The sequence below is a fragment of the Streptomyces yokosukanensis genome, assembly GCF_001514035.1.
GTDB classification, from domain to species: domain Bacteria; phylum Actinomycetota; class Actinomycetes; order Streptomycetales; family Streptomycetaceae; genus Streptomyces; species Streptomyces yokosukanensis.
In genome coordinates, this window is sequence record NZ_KQ948220.1 from 149,190 (window position 1) to 166,358 (window position 17,169).

Consider the following 17,169-nt stretch of genomic DNA (forward strand, 5'->3'; position numbering starts at 1 on the left):
TGGTCCTTACGAAACGCGGACGCCCGGCCCACGGTGCACCGACGCCTCGCACACGGTGCGAGGCTGGAGGCATGCAATCGCTGTACGAGCCCAACGAGACCGAAGCCGCAGGCGGGGCGGCCCGCATCCTGGTCGTGGACGACGACCCGACCGTCGCCGAGGTCGTCACCGGATACCTGCACCGCGCCGGCTATGTGGTCGACCGCGCCGACGACGGCCCCACCGCCCTCACCCGCGCCGCCGCACACCGGCCCGACCTCGTGGTGCTCGACCTGATGCTGCCCGGCATGGACGGCCTGGAGGTGTGCCGGCGGTTGAGGGCCCGCGGGCCCGTGCCGGTCATCATGCTGACCGCCCGCGGCGACGAGGACGACCGCATCCTGGGTCTGGAGGTCGGCGCCGACGACTACGTCACCAAGCCCTTCAGCCCCCGCGAACTGGTCCTGCGCGTGGAGTCGGTACTGCGCCGCAGCCGCCCCGTCACCACGGGGCACCGGCTGGCCGCCGCCGGGCTCCGCGTCGACCCCGACGCCCGCAGGGCGACCAAGAACGGCGGCGAACTCGCGCTCACCCTCAGGGAGTTCGACCTGCTCGCCTTCTTCCTGCGGCACCCGGGCCGGGCCTACAGCCGTGAGGATCTGATGCGCGAGGTGTGGGGCTGGGACTTCGGCGATCTGTCGACCGTCACCGTCCATGTCCGCCGGCTGCGCGGCAAGGTCGAGGACGACCCGGCCCGGCCCCGTCTGATCCAGACGGTCTGGGGCGTCGGCTACCGCTTCGAGCCCACCGGGGCGGTGTCCTGACCATGCGCGACACCCTCCTCATCGCCCTCTACGCCTTCGCCGGCGCCGCCGCCGCGGGCGTGGCGGGAGCGGGCGTGCTGCGCCTGGTCCGGCGGCGCTCGCTCACCGCCTCCGTCGCCGTGGTCGCGGCGGTCGGCGTCGTCGCGATGCTGGCCGGCACGCTCGCCGTGGCCTGGGCGATGTTCCTCTCCTCGCACGACCTGACCGTGGTCACCACCGTCGTCGCGATGGCGGCCGTGGTCTCCCTGGCCTCCGCACTGCTGCTCGGCCGCTGGGTGGTCGCCCGCAGCCGGGCGCTCACCGACGCCGCCCGCTCCTTCGGCGACGCCGGCGCCTTCGCCGCCCCGCACGGCCCTGCCACCGCCGAACTGGACGCCCTCAGCCGCGAGTTGGCCACGACCAGCGCCCGGCTCGCCGAATCCCGTGAACGGGAGCGGGCGTTGGAGAAGTCCCGGCGTGAACTGGTCGCCTGGATCTCGCACGACCTGCGCACTCCGCTGGCCGGACTGCGGGCGATGTCGGAGGCGCTGGAGGACGGCGTGGCGACGGACCCCGACCGCTACCTCAAACAGATCCGCACCGAGGTCGAACGCCTCAACGACATGGTCGGCGACCTCTTCGAACTCTCCCGCATACACGCGGGCACCCTTCCGCTGAGCCCCTCCCGGATCTCCCTGTACGACCTGATCGGCGACGCGCTGGCGGGCGCCGACCCGCTCGCCCGGGAACACGGCGTACGGCTGGTGGGCGACGGCGTCGAACGCGTACCGGTGGAGGTGGACGCCAAGGAGATGACCCGCGTCCTCGGCAACCTCCTGGTCAACGCCATCCGCCGGACCCCGCCCGACGGCACGGTCGCGATCGCCGCCGAACGCACCGACGACGGGGTGGTCCTCTCGGTCACCGACGGCTGCGGCGGCATCCCCGAGGAGGATCTGCCGCGTGTCTTCGACACCGGCTGGCGCGGCACCGACGCCCGCACACCCCCGGCGGGCGCGGGCCTCGGCCTGGCGATCGTCCGCGGCATCGTGGAGGCCCACCAGGGGCGGGCGAGCGTCCGCAACATCCCCGGCGGCTGCCGTTTCGAGGTGACTCTGCCTCATCCGGCGCCGTGAGCCACGGGAGTCGTTCCCGATTCCGAGGTGAGCGTGCCGGCCGCGCGAGGGCCCCGGTTCAGCCCTCGCGGGGTTCGGCCCGCGCGAATTCCCGCATCCCCTCCGCGAACCCGACCTGCGGCTTCCACCCCAGCTCCGAGCGCAGCCGGGAGGAGTCCGCGGTGATGTGCCGTACGTCGCCCAGCCGGTACTCCCCGGTGACCACGGGCTCCGGTCCGCCGCACGCCGTCGCCAGCGCCCGCGCCAGCTCGCCGACGGTACGAGGCTCACCGCTGCCGGTGTTGTACGCGGCGAGCGCGCCCGCGGCCGCATCCGCCTCGAGCGCCGCCACGTTGGCCTCCGCCACGTCCCGCACATGGACGAAGTCCCGCCGCTGCCGCCCGTCCTCGAACACCCGGGGAGCCTGCCCGCGGGCGAGCGCCGAGCGGAAGAAGGACGCGACCCCGGCGTACGGGGTGTCCCGCGGCATCCGGGGCCCGTACACGTTGTGGTAGCGCAGGGACACCGCCGATCCGCCCGTGCTGCGGGCCCAGGCGGCGGCCAGATGCTCCTGGGCCAGCTTGGTCGCCGCGTACACGTTGCGCGGATCGGCCGGAGCGTCCTCGTCGACGAGCCCGGGGCTCAGCTCTACCCCGCAGCGCGGGCACACCGGCTCGAACCGTCCCGCGTCGAGGTCCGCGACGCTGCGGGGACCTGGACGTACGACCCCGTGCCGCGGGCACGCGTAACGCCCCTCGCCGTACACGACCATCGACCCCGCGAGCACGAGCCGCCGAACGCCCGCCTGCGCCATGGCCGCGACCAGCACGGCCGTGCCCAGGTCGTTGCGCGAGACGTACTCGGCGGCGTCGGCGACGCCGTTGCCGAGGCCGACCATCGCCGCCTGATGGCAGACCGCGTCCACCCCGGCCAACGCCCGCGCGATCGCCGCCGGATTGCGCACGTCCGCGCCCAGATCCTCGCGGACGTCGTACACGAGCGGTTCGTGCCCGCTCGCGCGCAGCGCCTCGACGACATGGGACCCGATGAACCCGGCACCGCCGGTGACCAGTACACGCATACGGCCACGCTAGACGCGGACGGCGCCGCACACGGATGACACGACCGTCGCGTCACTACTCCGTAAGACGTCGATCGTGGGTGTTTCAAGAATTTCTGTCAACAACGTTGACTCCGTGGTGCCGCACCCGCACATTACCTATCAGTAGAACCCAGCGGTAATCCCGCGAACAGGCACTTCACGGCCGTCGTCCCGCGTGCGCCCATGCGTCCACGCCCCGGCGGCCGGCACTTCCCCACGCTCTGAGCCGCCGCATTCTCGTGCACCGAGCACACGGGCGGGCACCGTCATGCCCGCCCGCTCGGCGACCCCATCCCGAGAAGAGGGAGCACACGCACATGCCCATGTCTGCCCTGCGCCGTGCCATCGCCGCGACCTCCGCACTCGCCGGCGCACTGGCCCTCGGCCTCACCGCCGCCCCCGCCCAGGCCGCCACCCCCCTGAACTACGCAGCCCTCGGCGACAGTTACAGCGCCGCCTCGGGCGTCCTGCCCGTCGACGCGAGCAACCTGATCTGCCTGCGCTCGACGGCCGACTACCCCCACGTCATCGCCGCCCGCACCGGCGCCCGGCTGACCGACGTCACCTGCGGAGCCGCCCAGACCAAGGACTTCACCTCGTCCCAGTACCCCGGTCTCGCCCCGCAGGCGGACGCCGTCACCACGGACACCGACCTGGTGACGCTGACCATCGGCGGCAACGACAACGGCACCTTCGTCAACGCCATGCTCGCCTGCGGCACCGCCGGCGTCCTCAGCGCAGGCAAGGGCAGCCCCTGCAAGGACACGTACGGCAGCTCCTTCGACGACGCGATCGACGCGAACACCTACCCCGCGCTGAAGAGCGCACTGCACGCCGTACGGGCCAAGGCGCCCGGCGCCCGTGTGGCGGTGCTCGGCTACCCGTGGATCACACCGGCCGAGGCCGAGCCGTCCTGCTTCGCCCAACTGCCGGTCGCCACCGGTGACATACCGTACCTGCACGCCCTGCAGGCCCACCTCAACGCCGTCGTGCAGCGTGCCGCCGAGGAGAGCGGGGCCACCTACGTGGACTTCTCGCAGGCGTCCGCGGGGCACGACGCGTGCCGGCCCATCGGCACCCGGTGGATCGAGCCGCTCCTGTTCGGGACGAACATCGTGCCCGTCCACCCCAACGCGCTCGGCGAACAGCGCATGGCCGAGCGCACCATGAGCGCCCTCGGCCTCGGCTGACTCCCGGGACGGGCGGGGCCGCGGGTCAGGCCCGCGCCCCGCCGTCCACCCGCAGCACCGTGCCGGTGACGAAGGAGGAACGGTCGCTCAGCAGCCACGCGGCGGCTTCGGCGATCTCCTCCGGGACGGCCGCCCGACGCAGCGGGGTGCCGGCCGTCAGCCGTTCCTGGAGACCGGGGGACTGCTCCTCCCACGTCCGGATCATCTCCGTGAGCGTGTTGCCCGGGGCGATCGCGTTGACCCGGATCCCCTCGGGGCCGTACGTCACGGCCGCCGACTCCGTCAGGCTGTTCACCGCCCGCTTCATCGCGGCGTACGCGGGCAGTTCGGGATTGCCCCGCAGACTCCCGACGGACGAGTTGTTGACGACGGCACCCGCCCCGGCGGTCGCCCTGATGGCGGCGACCTCGGCGGCCATGGCCAGCCAGACGCCTTTGAGGTTCACCGCGTAGACACGGTCGAAGTCGGCCTCCGGCAGCTCGTCCATGGGTCCGGGCCGCTGGATCGTCCCACCGTTGTTGAACGCGACGTCGAGCCGGCCGTACAGCTCGACCGCACGGTCGACGGCGGCCCGCACGCTCCGCGCCTCGGCCAGATCGCACACCACGTGGTCCGCGGTGCCGCCCGCCGCCCGGATCTCGTCGGTCACCGCCTTCAACTGCGCCTGCGTACGGGCCGCGAGCAGCACCCGGGCCCCCTCCCGGGCGAAGAGCCGCGCCGCGGCGGCGCCGATCCCGCGCCCGGCACCCGTGACGAGGGCGACCTTGCCCGCCAGCAGACCGGAGTCGGCCGCCCGGGGCGTCTCGATGTGTCGTGTGTTCTCCATGGCGCCGAGCCTGCGCCCGTGAGCAGGGCGTATCCAGGCACCGGCAGTACCTGGACCGGCCCTGCGGCACCCGTGCACTCTGGAGGGGTGGACAGAGCGGAACTGGCGGCCTTCCTGCGCAGCAGACGAGAGCGGATCGAACCGGCGGACGTGGGCCTGCCCGCGGGGCCGCGCCGACGCACACCGGGGCTGCGCCGCGAGGAGGTGGCGCAGCTGGCGTTCATCTCGACCGAGTACTACACCCGCCTGGAGCAGGCCCGGGGCCCGCGCCCGTCGCGCGAGGTGCTCACCGCGCTGGCCCGCGCCCTACGGCTGACGGACGCCGAGCGCGACCACCTCCACCTCCTGGCCGGCGCCCCGCCGGGCCCGCCGCCCGGACCCTCGCGCGAGGTGCGCCGGAGCATCCTCGACCTGGTGCACCGGCTGCCGCAGTCCGCCGCCTTCGTCACCTCGGCCACGCTGGAGGTGCTCGCCTGGAACGAGCTGGCGGCCGCCCTCATGGAGGACTTCTCCGCCCTGCCCCGGCGCGAACGCAACCTGGCCCGCCTGGCCTTCCTCGGCCCGTGCCCGCAGGGGCGGCGGCTGTACGGCGTGTCCGACGTCGAGGCGTTCGCCCGCCACGCAGCCCGGCGGCTGCGCACCGCCGTCGCCCGCTACCCGGACGATCCGGAGGTGGGCGCGCTGATCCGCGAACTCCTCGACGGCAGCGCGGAGTTCGCCCGGCTGTGGGCCTCCCACGACGTGGACACGGCACCCACCCTGCGCAAGACCTTCCAGCACCCGCTGGTCGGACCGGTCACCGTCAACTGCGACGCCCTCGACCTCACCGACCGCGACCAGCAGGTCGTCATCTACACCGCCGTCCCCGGCTCGCCCTCCGAGGAGGCGCTGCGGCTGCTGTCGGTCATCGGCACGCAGCGCATGGACGCTCCCCGCTGACCCCGCCCCGCCCGGTGGGTCAGCTCCGCTGGAAGAACTCCACCTCGGCGAGCGCGACGACACGCTGCCCGGTGAGTCCCGTGACCGAGCCCAGCACCAGCCGTACCTTCACGACGTCGCTGATCCCGGTCGCGATGGTCTGGTCTCCCGCCTTGTCGCTGAGGTCGATCTCCTTGCGGTGCACCGAGCCGTCGGCCGAGGTGACCTCCATGTCCATCCGCAGCGCCCGCGCCTGACGGTCGTACTCCTGGGGCTCCTTCGACGCGCCGTTCGTGACGATGACGTCGACCATCCGGAACGGCTTGCCGAAGGTGTACGTGATCGAGGCGCCCGCGCCGGGTGCGCCCCAGTAGCGGTTGCTGAGCCCGTCCGTGGTGTCCTTCGCGGGATGCCCGGGCACCGCGCCACTGGCGTGGACGGAGACCGGGGTGATCGCCTTGGTGCCACCGAGTTTGTCCCGGGTGTCCTCGAACAGGGCGCGCCCGGCGGGCAGCAGGAAGAACCCGCCCACGCACAGCGCCAGGATCACCACGAGCCACACCAGTACCCGGATCCACCCCCCGGACCCCGCCCGCACCCGGCGCCGGAACGGCCAGATCGTCCGCCACCAGGGCAGCGCGGCACGGTCCGTCGCCGGGGTCAGCGGGCTGGCGCAGCGGCGGCAGAACCGGCGGTCCGGCGGATTGGGCGTGCCGCACGCCGGGCACGGCACCCCGGACGTCTCCTCCGGCGCGGCCACCTGCCGCACGACCGGACGCGGCGCGACCGGCTTCGCGGGCTGCACGGGCGCGGGCTGCGCCGGGTCGGGCTGCGGGGCACGCGGCTGGGTCGGGGCGGGCTGCGCCGCACGCGGCTGTGCCGGGGCCGGCTGCGCGGCACGGGGCTGCGCGGGCGCGGGCGGCGTGGACCGTGACTGTGCCGGAGCCGAGGACGAGGCGGGCGGTTGCGCGGGGGCCGGTGGCGGGCCGGGCGGTTGCGCGGAGGTGTGCGGCGGTGCCGCCGGAGAGGGCTCGCGACGGGAGCGGTCCGGGGGCGCCGTGGCCGCGGAGGAGCGGTCCACGGCGCCCCCGTCGCCGCGGGTGCCGCTCCGGTCGCTGCTGCGGTCGCGGCTCCGGGCATCACTGCCGGTGCCGGCGGGAGCCTCACCGCCCACTGCGGATGTGGATGCCGCTGCGGATGTCGGCGCCGATGCCGGTGCCGGTGCCGGTGCCGTTGTTGCGGCAGGCGCAGGCGCAGGCGTCGCGTCGGCTTCCGCCTCCGCCTCCGGTCCGTCGTCCGCCGTCGGTCCGCCTGACGGCTCGGGCCTCGGCTCGGGCGCCGGCTCGGGCGTCGGCTCCGGGGCGGCGGGCGGCGCGGTCGACGGTGTGGCCGACGACGCGGACGTACCGCGCGAGCCCTCCTCGGACCATCCCAGATAGGAACCGCAGTTGCTGCAGAAGTCCTCAGCGGGATCGTTGGACGCCCCGCACACGGGACAGGCGCGCATGACGTCACTTCCCTTCGTCGGCGGGCGGACCGGGCAGGATCTCCACCCGGCACGAGACATGCACCGGGCACAGGGACCGGACGACCTCACGGACCCGGCCCGCGTCCACCTCCGGATCGCGGCCCGGCCACACCCGGACGACCATCTCGGCGGACGGCTCCGGCGGCAGCTCGGTGCCCGCGGTACGGGACCACACCGCACCGCCGTCACCGACGACATCGGCGTTCACCCCGAGGGTGAGCCGCAGCCGCTCGACCAGGCCGCGCCGGGTGCCGCGCCACCGGTGCAGCTCCACCGCCCGCACCACCGCCTCGCGGCGCAGCTCCGCGGGCCACTCGGCGTCGTCGTCGGCGCCCACCCACGACGCCAGCCAGGCGACGAAGTCCAGCGGCGCCACACGCGGGTCGAGATACGCGGGCAGATTGTCGAGGGTCGCGAACACCGGCGCGAGGACGGTGTCCAGGCCGGCCGTGAACCGCTGGGCGAAGTCGTCGTCGGCGTAGAGCGCGGGCAGCAGCCCGCCGATCGGATGCCGACTCGGCAGGCCGGGTACGGCGGCGCGGCTCATGCCTGCCCTCCCGGCTCCAGGGGCTGTACGACGACCTGGTGCTGGTACGAGAACACCAGCGCGCCGCCGCCCACATCGATGCGGTCCACCGGCGCTCCGCGCCGCCCGGTGATCGGGTCGGCCGCGAACAGCCTGATCTCCTCCACCAGCGCGTTGCCGGTGGCGCGCTGCAGCAGGCCGAATATCTCGCCGTACTGCAGCGCCCGCCCGAAGGGCCACCCGGTGCCGTCCGGACCGCCGTTCAGCGGGTTGAGGTACCGGAACAGCGCGGCGAGGGCCGCCTCGCGGACCCGGTCGGTGTCCTCGGGCGCGGCCGCGAGCCGGGCGACGACCGTGACGCCCTGGTACACCGGGGGTTCCACCACCAGCCGGGTGCCGAGCAGCCGTCGCTCCTCCAGGCTCTCGGTGATCGCGGCGAGCACCTGGTCCGAGGGGATCAGCTGCTCGAAGCGGAGCCGGTCCCCGTCGTCCGCCACGGCGTCCGGTACCACCAGCACGCGTACCGCGCCCGCTCCGTCCGCCGCCGGCAGGCAGCGCACCCGGCGCACCGAGGGGGCCGCCTGCCGGCTGATGATCTCGTAGTCCTCCGCGGTCACCGCGCGCTCCTGCATGCGCAGCGCGTCCGGCGCCCGCAGCTTGGCGTTGGCGATGGTCTCGCCCTCCACGCCGCCGCGCGCGGCCTCCCGGTTGGTGACCCGCGCGATGTACGGCACGGAACTGCGCAGCACCGAGATCGCGCCCCGCGCCACATTGCCGGCCGGGCCCCCGCCCGTGCGGTAGCGCGCCACCCGGATCTGGGCGCCCTTCTCGGGCACCGCGCCGCACAGCCGGAGCATGCCGTCCGGCTCGCGCAGCGCCGGCGGGAAGACGAAGTCGCCGGCGGTCGCGTCCACCCGCACATGCCGGTCCTCGGGACCGGAGCGGCCGAAGTGCTCCACGACGCTCCAGCGCTGCCAGCCGTCGGCCGAGGACACCTCCACCACCGGCGGTTCCCCGTCCAGCAGCACCGGCGGTCGGCCGAGCCGGAACGTCTGGCCCGGTACCCCCTCCGAGGTGCCGAGCGCGACGTCCGTGACGGTCTCGGCGTGCTCGACGGCGATGGTGCCGCCGACCGTGAACACGGACGCCTCGCGCACCGTCGGGGACTCCGAGTAGAACGGCTGGCCGGGCTCCGCCTCGGTGACCCGGCAGCGCAGCCAGCCCGCGCGCGTCCCGCCGATCACCGAGGCCGTGTGCCCGGCGGGGACGTACACGATCACCTCGCCGGGCCGGTTCAGACCGCCGGTGGAGTCCGAGCCGGTCTCGCACTCCTGCCAGCGCGCGCCGTCCCACGCCTCCCACACCAGCGGCGGCTGGCGCGGGTCCACGCCGACGCCCTCCACCCGGCTGTCCAGCTGTACGGCGACGATGCACCGGGGCACGGCCGTGGGCAACCCGAAGAGCAGGGCGTCGCCGGGCTCGGGCGCCGCCTGGAAGCAGCGTACGTCGCGGCCCTCGGCCAGCTCACGTGTCCGGTCGGTCTGGTCACCGGACCGGGGAGCGGTCACCAGTCGGCCCAACTCGCTGGGCACGATGCGCAGTTCGTCCGTGGTCGCGAACACCACGGGCTCCTCCGCCTCGCTGTCCGCCGTCGTCACCTCGGTACCGGCGGGCAGCGTCACCGCGTCGGGCTGTGGCGCGGACAGCCAGAAGTCGACCTCGGCGCCGGCCGCCGCCGGCGGGAACAGCTGGATGCCCAACAGGTCGAGGAAGGCGGTGTAGTTCTTGTCGGGCACCCGGTTCAGCCGGTACAGCAGCTGGTCGACGATGTACGCGAAGGTCTCGATCAGCGTGACACCGGGGTCGGAGACGTTGTGGTCGGTCCACTCCGGTGCACGCTGCTGCACATAGCGCTTCGCCTCGTCGACGAGTTGCTGGAACCGCCGGTCGTCCAGGTTGGGGGAGGGCAGGGCCATCAGTCCACGACCGCTTCCTCGGCCCCCTCCTCGGAGGGGATCGTGTAGAAGGGAAACACCAGATTGCGCCGGTCGTTGGTGGAACGCACCGTGTAGCGCACGTCGATGTAGAGGGTTCCGTCGTCCACCGCGTCGAAGGCCACGACCACGTCGTCCACGGTGATCCGCGGCTCCCAGCGCTCCAGCGCCTCGCGCACCTGCTGGGCGATCCGCCCCGCGGTGGCACTGTTGCCGGGTGCGAAGACGTAGTCGTGGATGCCGCAGCCGAACTCCGGGCGCATCGGACGCTCTCCGGGCGCGGTGCCGAGCACCAGCCGGATCGCCTCCTCGATCTCCCGTTCCCGCTCCACCATGGCGATCCCGCCGGTCGGCCCGACCCGCAGCGGGAACGCCCAGCCGCGCCCGATGAACCGCTCGCTCATCACACGCCCCCGATCAGGACGTTCGGGGCACCCATCACGATCATCGCGCCACACGTGGTCTGGTCGCGCGCCCGCGCGGCCGGCAACCCGCCGATGAGCACCTCGCCCGAGACGAGCCCGGCCGGGTTGGGCATGATCACGTTGGCGGGGCCCAGGGCGGCGTGCGGGGGTACCACACAGGTGTGCAGGCTGCCCACGACGGCGGCGGGACGGCCGCCGATCAGCACACGCGCCACCGTCGCTGCGGCGCCGGGCGGCGGGGTGGCGATCACACCGCCGTGGTTGGTGGGGTCGCCGGTACGGGCTGCGGCGGGCATGCTACGGGCTCCTCGAAGCGGATCACGGCCCTCAAGGGGCCTGGATGGGAAGGACAATGACCGAACGTCAGTTGATGCGCACGAGATCCGCCTTCAGTACGCCGAGCAGGCCGCCGTCGAGCGTGAGGTCCGTCTGGCCGTTGACGCTCACCGACCGGCCGCCGACCTTGACCGAGTTGGTGGCGTCGATGTCCACGGTGGCGCCCTTCACGGTGACCTTGCCGGTCTTCGCGTCGAGCGTGATGCCCCGGTTGTCCAGTCGTACGAAGGACAGCGCCCGTCGGCCCCCGGCCGCGTAGACCGTCAGCTCGATCCGGTTGTTGCGGTCGTCCAGCAGCACTTCCAGCCGCTCGTCCGCGGTGCGCAACCGCACCCCGGACGGTCCGGGGGCCCGGGCGTCGAGAAGTTCCACCCGATGACCGGAACGCGACACCACCGAACGGCGGTTGACCTTGCCGCTGGTCTTGTCGATCAGTGGGACGTCGTGCTTCGAGGGCCGGTCGACGCCGTTGTACAGACCGCCGATGACGTACGGGCTGTCCAGCAGGCCCTGTTCGAAGCCGACCAGGACCTCGTCGTTGACCTCGGGGCTCACCACGCCGCCGCCGCCCTTGCCGCCCCACTGCACCGTACGCACCCAGTCGGTCACATAGGTGTCGTCCAGCCACGGGAACTTGAGCCGGACGCCGCCGCTCTGCGCGCCGCCCGGTTCGCGCACGTCCGTCACCACGCCGATCGCGAGGCCCGGTATGCGCGGTCCGCGCCCGGGTGCGTTGGCGCCGGTCACGAGCCCCGCCAGGGACCGGTCCGGGCTGGCGCTCACCCACACCGTGGTCCGGTAGCCGCCGTGCGGCTCCAGGGTGTGCTGCACCGCCGTGGCCGTGTAGCGGCCGGAGAACGCGGGCCCCACGTTGCCGAGCGCGACCGGCTTGCCCGCGCGCAGCCGCGGATTGCCCTCGGCCACCGCCTCCAACTCGCCGAAAGCTGAGCTGACCTGGGCGGCCATCGCCTTCGCCACCGCCGTCGTCTCGGCCTGCGTACGGTACGGCGTGTCCGTCACCGTCACCTTGGCCGACTTCCCGAACCGGGCGGCGGATGCCGGCGCCAGACCCGGCCGCACGGTGTCGCTGGTCACCGACGGCTGCCGGGCCACCAGCGGCGTCTTGGTGGTGACGTTCCAGCCGCGCACCTCGACCTGCGACGCCCCGTCCGCACCCGACAGCGCGGCCCGCAGCGCCAGCAGGTTCCGCCCGTACTCCAGCACCATCGGGTTCTGCGTGGCCGGAGTCGACGGGGCGGGCGCACCGGAGGCCTGCTCGGGCCTGGTGAACTGCAGCACGCCCTTGTCGTCGACGCGTACCTGCGCTCCGCTCTCGCCCGCCAGGAACTGCAGGAAGTCCCAGTCGGAGACATTGGCCTGCGACAGCTGCTTGTACGTGACCGGAGCGGCCTCCACCTTCCCGACCGGCAACCCCGCACCGGCGGCCACCTTGCGGACGATGGCCGCCGTCGTCATGTTCCGGAACGCCACCACCTTCCGGCCGCGCTGCAGCCGGTGGGCGACGGAGTAGGCGCGCACGACGGTGAACGAACCGGTGGAGTCCCGGTCGATCTCCACCGCCGTGACCTCGCCGTTGAACAGCCGCTCGCGCGCCTGCCCGGCTACCGTCACCACCGACACCTTGAGCGGTGTGCCGAGGGTGACACCGGTCGACTTCAGGAACTCGTGATCGGGATCGCGGTACGTCAGCACGGCGGTGTCCGGCAGACCCACGTTCTCGTCCACCACACAGCTCACCAGCTGTGCCGCCCAGATCGGCGGCAGCTCGCCGGGCGCCTCCACGACGGGGTCCGCCGCGAAGGACCGCCCGCCCCGGGCCTCGGGTGTGGTCACCGCTCCTCCTCACCGCCCGCGTCCCCGAGCGCCGGCACCATCAGTTCGGTGCCGGGCGCCAGGGCCATCGGGTCGTCGATCCCGTTCGCCTCCGCGATGGCCCGCCAGGCCGTCGCGTCGCCGTACTCACGCCAGGCCAGCATCGCCAGACTGTCCCCGGCCACCACCGTGTGCGTGCTGCGCGCGGTGCGTGCCCCGGAGGTGGGGTTCTGCCCCGGCGGGTCGACGCTCGCCTCCTCGACCGACAGCGCACAGGTCGCCCGCAGCGGCTTGCCGTCCACGTCGAACAGCGTGTACGTCACCGACAGGCTCGACAGCACCCCGTCGAACGACGTCGTGCGGGCGGTGCCCCACTCGAACCGCACCCAGGGGCTGGCCGGCTTCTTGCGCGCGAGGCTCGCCGGGCTCGGTACGCACGCCTTCATCAGCGTCTCGACCGCCTGCTCCACCGAGTTGTCATGGGTGGAGGTCGCATCGAGGAAGACCTCCAGGCTCAGCTGCCGCGGCCCGCTGCCCACGAATTCCGGCAGCGCCGACTGCCCGGCCATCCGCGACGGGGTGCGCCGCCACTCGGTGGTCTTGCTCAGCTGGAGGCTGTTGGGGTTGAACTGGAGGTTCAGTCGCGCGATCGTCCCTCCGGGCTTCGCGCCGACCGTGGCCGGGGGTTCTTTCAGGGTCAACTGGGCCCTGGCCCGGCTGGTGCGGACCGCAGGGGACATACCGGGGGGCTCCTTCCTCACGCACAGGGACGGCTGACGGGTGGCGGTACGGGACGGACTGTCAGGAGGGGCGCAGGCCCTCGTGGGCGATCTCCAGTGTCTCCACCGCCGCCTGCGAGGAGGACGGGTCGAACGACGGCCCCTGCCAGCGCACCGGCACGATGCCGAGCACCTGCCAGCTGATGATCCGGCTCAGATTCGGCTTCAGCGCCACGATCTCGCCGTCCTTGGGCTCCACGCGCCGCAGCGTCTGGTCCAGCCAGCGTGCGATCTTCGCCGTGTCGGCGGTGACCGGCCGGGTGAGCGTGATGTTCGACCAGGTGACGCGGCCGGGCAGCTGCCAGGTGAAGCCGTTGTTCCCGCCCTCGGCGTAGCTCTCCATCTCCACCTCCGCGCCCATGCCGGAGCAGGTGTGGAACGCGCCGAGGTCGTTGCCGCCGATCGAGAGCCGGAAGAACACGCTCGTCGCGAAGATGTTGTCCGTCATCCGTTGGTCATCCGTTCCCAGTCCTCAGCGGCGTCCGTCGTAGGGACGGCCCGCACGTTCGCGCCCACGCCTCAGGTCGGCCCGGAGCAGCCGGGCCAGCGGGTCCACCAGCCGCCGTGCCAGCTCGTCCAGATCGACCACGGGCTCCTGCCGCGCCCCCGCCGACCCGGTCCCTGTGGCGCCGGCCGATCCGGGCGCCGGCGGCGCGGATGCCGACCGTTGGCGACCCCGTGGGGGTACGGCCGTCACCGGCACCCCGGCGGGTACGGCGCCACCGCCGCCCCGTGTCACCTCGCGCTGCACCGCCGGCCCCGTGGAGCCGCCGGTCCGCCCCGCTGCCGACGTCGATGACGCCGGTGCCGTGCGGGTGGCACGGACCACCGGTACGGGCGGGCTGACGGAACCCGGGTCGTTCGGCCGGTCCTGGAGCGCCGGTGCCTGCGGATCGGAGACCGGCAGCGTGAGCGGGCGGACCGCCATGTCGCCGCCGGCAGCGGTCCGTTGGACAGGCGCATGCGGCCGGACCACGGGTACCGCCCGCCGGACGGGCGGACCCGGCCGCGCGGCGGGCCCGGCGGCCTGCCGCTGCGGCGAACCGGCCGTACCGGACGGCGAGTCGACCGACCCCGCCCCCGGCCCCGACGGCGCGGGACCGGCAGCGGTCCGCTGCACGTGCGGTACCCCGGGACGCGGCCCGGGCGACGGCGTGGCCGTGCCCGCGACGGGGTCCGCGTCGCGGCGCCAGGACGCGGCCACGACGGGACGCCCGGCCCCGCCGGTTGCCGCGGGCGGCGTGAAGCCTTCCGGCGCACGGGTGTTGACGGTGAGCGGACGCGCGGCGAGCAGCGCCAGGGTGCGGGGCGCGGTCCGCTGCCCCGGCGCCGTGAGCGGCAGGCGCTGGACCGCAGCGGGCGTCCGCGCCCCGGCGGCGTCGGGCCCCGGACGGGACGGCGGGACCGACCGGGCGACGACCAGCGGCCCCGGTGCGCCCGCGCCGCGCGATGGCGTCGCACCGCGGGACGGCCCTCCGGCGCCGGTCGCAGTCGTGCCCGGCGCCGCCGTACGGGCCCGGCCCGACGCCTCGACGGGCGCCGGCCCCTCGCCCCGTGGCGACGCCGACCGAGTCTGCGACGTGGCCGCGCGTTGCACGGAGTCGGTCTCGGAGGAGGCGACCCGGGTGACGACCACCGGCCCGGGTCCGCCCGTGCCGGTGGTCGTCACCGCGCCGGACGAGGCCGCCGGATGCTCCGGCGTGACGGCCCGTTGCACCGGACCGGGTCCGGCCGCGGCGGAAGGCTCCGACCGCGGGCCGACCGGAGCGACGAGCGGCGTGGCGGGAGCGACGAGCGGGGTGGAAGGACCGTCGGCGGTGTTCGGCGCCGCAGCCGAAATCCCTTGCGGGGCAGCCGAGTCGGACGTCGTGACCTCGGCGCCCGTCGCGCCCAGCAGGGGCGCGGAAGGCGTCCGGGTGTCAGAGGCGCTCGCAGGCGCGTCCACGGCGGGCCGGTCCGGGCGCACCGGGGCGCGCTGGACGTCGGGGAGGGCCGCGCCGCCACCCCGGGCCGGGCGGTCCGCCGCGCCGCCGGGGCCGGCCGGACGGGACGCGTCCGAGGCCTGCGGCATCGACGGCGACGGTGCCCCCGGGCCGCCACCGGCGCGGGCGGCGCCGTGCGGGCGCGGCAGGTCCGCGGTCGGCGGCAGCGCGGACAGCGGCGCCCCGAGCCCACCACGGACTCGGGCGCCGGACGGCTGGGACCGGGTGCCGCGGCCGGGCTGCTCGGGAGCGGCCGGGGCGGGGCCGTTCGCTCCGGCCGTCTGGTTCCGGGGCGTCGCGGTGTCCGCCCCGGACGGCCCTGGCGTCGCACCGGCCGCAGGGGCGCCTGCCAGGCGCTGCACGATCGGGAGCGACGGTCCGGCCGTCGGGTGTGCGTCGGCGGCCGGACCGGCCGTCTCGGGTCCGGTGCCCGTGAGTGGCCTGGCAGTGGCGGGCAGTTCCGGCACGGGTGCACCCAGCGGCGCCCGGCTGCCCGGGCGCACCGGGTCGGCGGCGCGCTGCACGGCAGGCGCGGGGTTCGTCGCCGCCCGTCCGGAAGGCGCGGCCTTCGCCGTGTCCTGTACGGGCGGCGTGGCGTTCGGCGCCTGCGCCGCGGTGCCGGTCGGCGCCGCGTCAGGGCCCGCGGCGGGGCGAGGGGCGGTAGGGGCGGCGGGCGCGGGCCGAAGGGCCGCGATCCGGCGCGCGGGGGTCGAGGGCCGTCGGGCGACGGTCAGTGCGGGGCCCAGTGCCCGAGGGTGCACGGACCGGGTGCCGGCGGTCCCCGACGCGCCCGCCCGGGCGGTGGATCCGGCATGCGCCGGGGGAGCGGAGGCGTCGTGCGCCGCCGTGCCGCCGGCGTCCTGACGGCGCGGCGCGGTGCGCCCGGCGTTCGCAGTCGAACCGGCGCCGGACGGAGTGCGGGGTGCGGTGGCCTCGCCCGTGGAGTGGGGCACCACCGCGATGCGTCGTACGACCGGGAGGTCCGGCCCGGGGGTTGCCGGGGTACCGGGAGCGGCGGCGGACCGCTGAACGGATGTCTCCGGTGCGGTGACGGTCCCGAGCGGGTCGGCGGCGACCATGGCACGGCTGGGCGCCGGCTCGGTAGACCGCTGGAGGGAAGGGGCGGCGGCCGAGCCGGACTGCCCGCCCTGGGCGGAGGACGGCGAAGCCGTCGCGCCGTGGCCTTCGTCGCTCGCGGTGCCGCGCTGTGCCGGACCGGGGTCCGTGTGCGGCGTTCCGGTGGCGCCGGGCGTGTCGCCGCCCGTCCGCTGCCGGGCCCCGGAGTCGTCCCGCTTCCCGGTGTCGCGGGGCCCCGCCCCCGGTCGTGTCCTGCGGGACACCTGAGGGGCGTTCGGCGTGGCGGGCCGTCGTGTGCCGGCCGTGTCAGGACGGGTCTCGACGGGTCCCTCGGTGTGCGGGCCGGCCTCCTCGGCCTGCGGGCGCGGGGCACGCAGGAGCAGGGGGCCGCCGTCGGTGCGGGTGGTGCGCGGGGTGGCGGGGCCGGTGACACCGCGGACCAGGCCGACCGGGGCGGAGGGCAGCAGCGCATGGCCGAGGCCCGCGTCGAACGACGGGTTCTGCCAGGACGCGAGACCCGAGCGGAAGGCGAGACCGTCACTGACCCCGAGCGTGCTGCGGGCCACCGTCAGCGTCGGCGGCTGCGTACGGCGCCACCCGCCGTCCCAGTCGCGTGGCACGGACGGACCGGCCGACGCGGGCGCGGGTGTGCTCATGGCACCCGGCGCGGCCGGCTGCGCGGAGCCGGGACCGGCCGGGGTGCCGCCGGCACCCGGTGCCGTGGCCCGGCGGCGCAGTCTGTCCCGCCATGCCATG

General features: G+C 74.8%; 16 protein-coding genes. 4 read left to right on the plus strand and 12 right to left on the minus strand.

The features are described 5' to 3' along the window. Positions 1–71: 71 nt before the first annotated feature. Positions 72–803: a response regulator transcription factor gene (locus AQI95_RS32690; RefSeq protein WP_067132263.1), complete on the plus strand. Its 732-nt coding sequence runs from the start codon at positions 72–74 to the stop codon at positions 801–803. 2 nt (positions 804–805) lie between these two features. After that, the gene (locus AQI95_RS32695) at positions 806–1,918 is read left to right on the plus strand and encodes a sensor histidine kinase (protein ID WP_067132266.1); all 1,113 of its coding nucleotides are present in this window, start codon (positions 806–808) and stop codon (positions 1,916–1,918) included. Positions 1,919–1,976: 58 nt separating this feature from the next. Here the strand turns inward: AQI95_RS32695 and AQI95_RS32700 are convergent, their stop codons facing one another. Further along, the gene (locus AQI95_RS32700) at positions 1,977–2,978 is read right to left on the minus strand and encodes an NAD-dependent epimerase/dehydratase family protein (protein WP_067132270.1); all 1,002 of its coding nucleotides are present in this window, start codon (positions 2,976–2,978) and stop codon (positions 1,977–1,979) included. A gap of 338 nt (positions 2,979–3,316) precedes the next feature. Between AQI95_RS32700 and AQI95_RS32705 the strand changes: the two genes are divergently transcribed. After that, entirely contained in the window at positions 3,317–4,189 is an 873-nt protein-coding gene (locus AQI95_RS32705) for an SGNH/GDSL hydrolase family protein (protein ID WP_067132275.1), read from the plus strand. Between the two features lie 25 nt (positions 4,190–4,214). Here the strand turns inward: AQI95_RS32705 and AQI95_RS32710 are convergent, their stop codons facing one another. Continuing rightward, positions 4,215–5,015, minus strand: coding sequence for an SDR family NAD(P)-dependent oxidoreductase (locus AQI95_RS32710; RefSeq protein WP_067132283.1), 801 nt, complete (start codon positions 5,013–5,015; stop codon positions 4,215–4,217). A gap of 87 nt (positions 5,016–5,102) precedes the next feature. Here AQI95_RS32710 and AQI95_RS32715 point away from each other — a divergent pair, with 87 nt between their 5' ends. Continuing rightward, positions 5,103–5,954: a helix-turn-helix transcriptional regulator gene (locus tag AQI95_RS32715; RefSeq protein WP_067132286.1), complete on the plus strand. Its 852-nt coding sequence runs from the start codon at positions 5,103–5,105 to the stop codon at positions 5,952–5,954. A gap of 19 nt (positions 5,955–5,973) precedes the next feature. Here the strand turns inward: AQI95_RS32715 and AQI95_RS32720 are convergent, their stop codons facing one another. From AQI95_RS32720 to AQI95_RS32765, 10 genes are all read right to left on the minus strand, one after another. Then, entirely contained in the window at positions 5,974–6,738 is a 765-nt protein-coding gene (locus AQI95_RS32720; RefSeq protein WP_067132454.1) for a zinc ribbon domain-containing protein, read from the minus strand. Between the two features lie 358 nt (positions 6,739–7,096). Next, positions 7,097–7,363, minus strand: a complete 267-nt coding sequence (locus AQI95_RS47525; protein ID WP_067132290.1) for a hypothetical protein — start codon at positions 7,361–7,363, stop codon at positions 7,097–7,099. Between the two features lie 81 nt (positions 7,364–7,444). Further along, positions 7,445–8,008 (minus strand): phage tail protein, encoded by a 564-nt coding sequence (locus AQI95_RS32730; protein WP_067132295.1) that lies wholly within the window; start codon positions 8,006–8,008, stop codon positions 7,445–7,447. Continuing rightward, positions 8,005–9,963 carry a putative baseplate assembly protein gene (locus tag AQI95_RS32735; protein WP_067132298.1) on the minus strand — a complete coding sequence of 653 codons (1,959 nt, stop codon included), beginning with the start codon at positions 9,961–9,963 and terminating at the stop codon, positions 8,005–8,007. Before AQI95_RS32735 ends, AQI95_RS32730 begins: the two co-directional genes overlap by 4 nt. Next, positions 9,963–10,385: a GPW/gp25 family protein gene (locus tag AQI95_RS32740; protein WP_067132301.1), complete on the minus strand. Its 423-nt coding sequence runs from the start codon at positions 10,383–10,385 to the stop codon at positions 9,963–9,965. Before AQI95_RS32740 ends, AQI95_RS32735 begins: the two co-directional genes overlap by 1 nt. Beyond that, positions 10,385–10,702: a PAAR domain-containing protein gene (locus AQI95_RS32745; RefSeq protein ID WP_067132304.1), complete on the minus strand. Its 318-nt coding sequence runs from the start codon at positions 10,700–10,702 to the stop codon at positions 10,385–10,387. Before AQI95_RS32745 ends, AQI95_RS32740 begins: the two co-directional genes overlap by 1 nt. A 67-nt stretch (positions 10,703–10,769) precedes the next feature. Further along, positions 10,770–12,596 (minus strand): VgrG-related protein, encoded by a 1,827-nt coding sequence (locus AQI95_RS32750; RefSeq protein ID WP_067132309.1) that lies wholly within the window; start codon positions 12,594–12,596, stop codon positions 10,770–10,772. Next, positions 12,593–13,315, minus strand: a complete 723-nt coding sequence (locus tag AQI95_RS32755) for a CIS tube protein (RefSeq protein WP_067132312.1) — start codon at positions 13,313–13,315, stop codon at positions 12,593–12,595. Before AQI95_RS32755 ends, AQI95_RS32750 begins: the two co-directional genes overlap by 4 nt. 61 nt (positions 13,316–13,376) lie before the next feature. After that, a complete protein-coding gene (locus AQI95_RS32760) occupies positions 13,377–13,802 on the minus strand; it encodes a phage tail protein (RefSeq protein WP_067132315.1) in 426 nt (141 codons plus the stop codon). 24 nt (positions 13,803–13,826) lie between these two features. Further along, positions 13,827–17,168 (minus strand): hypothetical protein, encoded by a 3,342-nt coding sequence (locus AQI95_RS32765; protein WP_067132318.1) that lies wholly within the window; start codon positions 17,166–17,168, stop codon positions 13,827–13,829. Between the last annotated feature and the right edge of the window lies 1 nt (position 17,169).

Bases quoted from the DNA above. Each gene is read 5' to 3' on its own strand.
- AQI95_RS32690 (WP_067132263.1), top strand. From the start codon at position 72: ATGCAATCGCTGTACGAGCCCAACGAGACCGAAGCCGCAGGCGGGGCG.
- AQI95_RS32740 (WP_067132301.1), bottom strand. From the start codon at position 10,385: ATGAGCGAGCGGTTCATCGGGCGCGGCTGGGCGTTCCCGCTGCGGGTC.
- AQI95_RS32710 (WP_067132283.1), bottom strand. From the start codon at position 5,015: ATGGAGAACACACGACACATCGAGACGCCCCGGGCGGCCGACTCCGGT.
- AQI95_RS32700 (WP_067132270.1), bottom strand. From the start codon at position 2,978: ATGCGTGTACTGGTCACCGGCGGTGCCGGGTTCATCGGGTCCCATGTC.
- AQI95_RS32695 (WP_067132266.1), top strand. From the start codon at position 806: ATGCGCGACACCCTCCTCATCGCCCTCTACGCCTTCGCCGGCGCCGCC.
- AQI95_RS32705 (WP_067132275.1), top strand. From the start codon at position 3,317: ATGCCCATGTCTGCCCTGCGCCGTGCCATCGCCGCGACCTCCGCACTC.
- AQI95_RS32745 (WP_067132304.1), bottom strand. From the start codon at position 10,702: ATGCCCGCCGCAGCCCGTACCGGCGACCCCACCAACCACGGCGGTGTG.
- AQI95_RS32735 (WP_067132298.1), bottom strand. From the start codon at position 9,963: ATGGCCCTGCCCTCCCCCAACCTGGACGACCGGCGGTTCCAGCAACTC.
- AQI95_RS32760 (WP_067132315.1), bottom strand. From the start codon at position 13,802: ATGACGGACAACATCTTCGCGACGAGCGTGTTCTTCCGGCTCTCGATC.
- AQI95_RS47525 (WP_067132290.1), bottom strand. From the start codon at position 7,363: ATGGTCCGAGGAGGGCTCGCGCGGTACGTCCGCGTCGTCGGCCACACC.
- AQI95_RS32765 (WP_067132318.1), bottom strand. From the start codon at position 17,168: ATGGCATGGCGGGACAGACTGCGCCGCCGGGCCACGGCACCGGGTGCC.
- AQI95_RS32755 (WP_067132312.1), bottom strand. From the start codon at position 13,315: ATGTCCCCTGCGGTCCGCACCAGCCGGGCCAGGGCCCAGTTGACCCTG.
- AQI95_RS32730 (WP_067132295.1), bottom strand. From the start codon at position 8,008: ATGAGCCGCGCCGCCGTACCCGGCCTGCCGAGTCGGCATCCGATCGGC.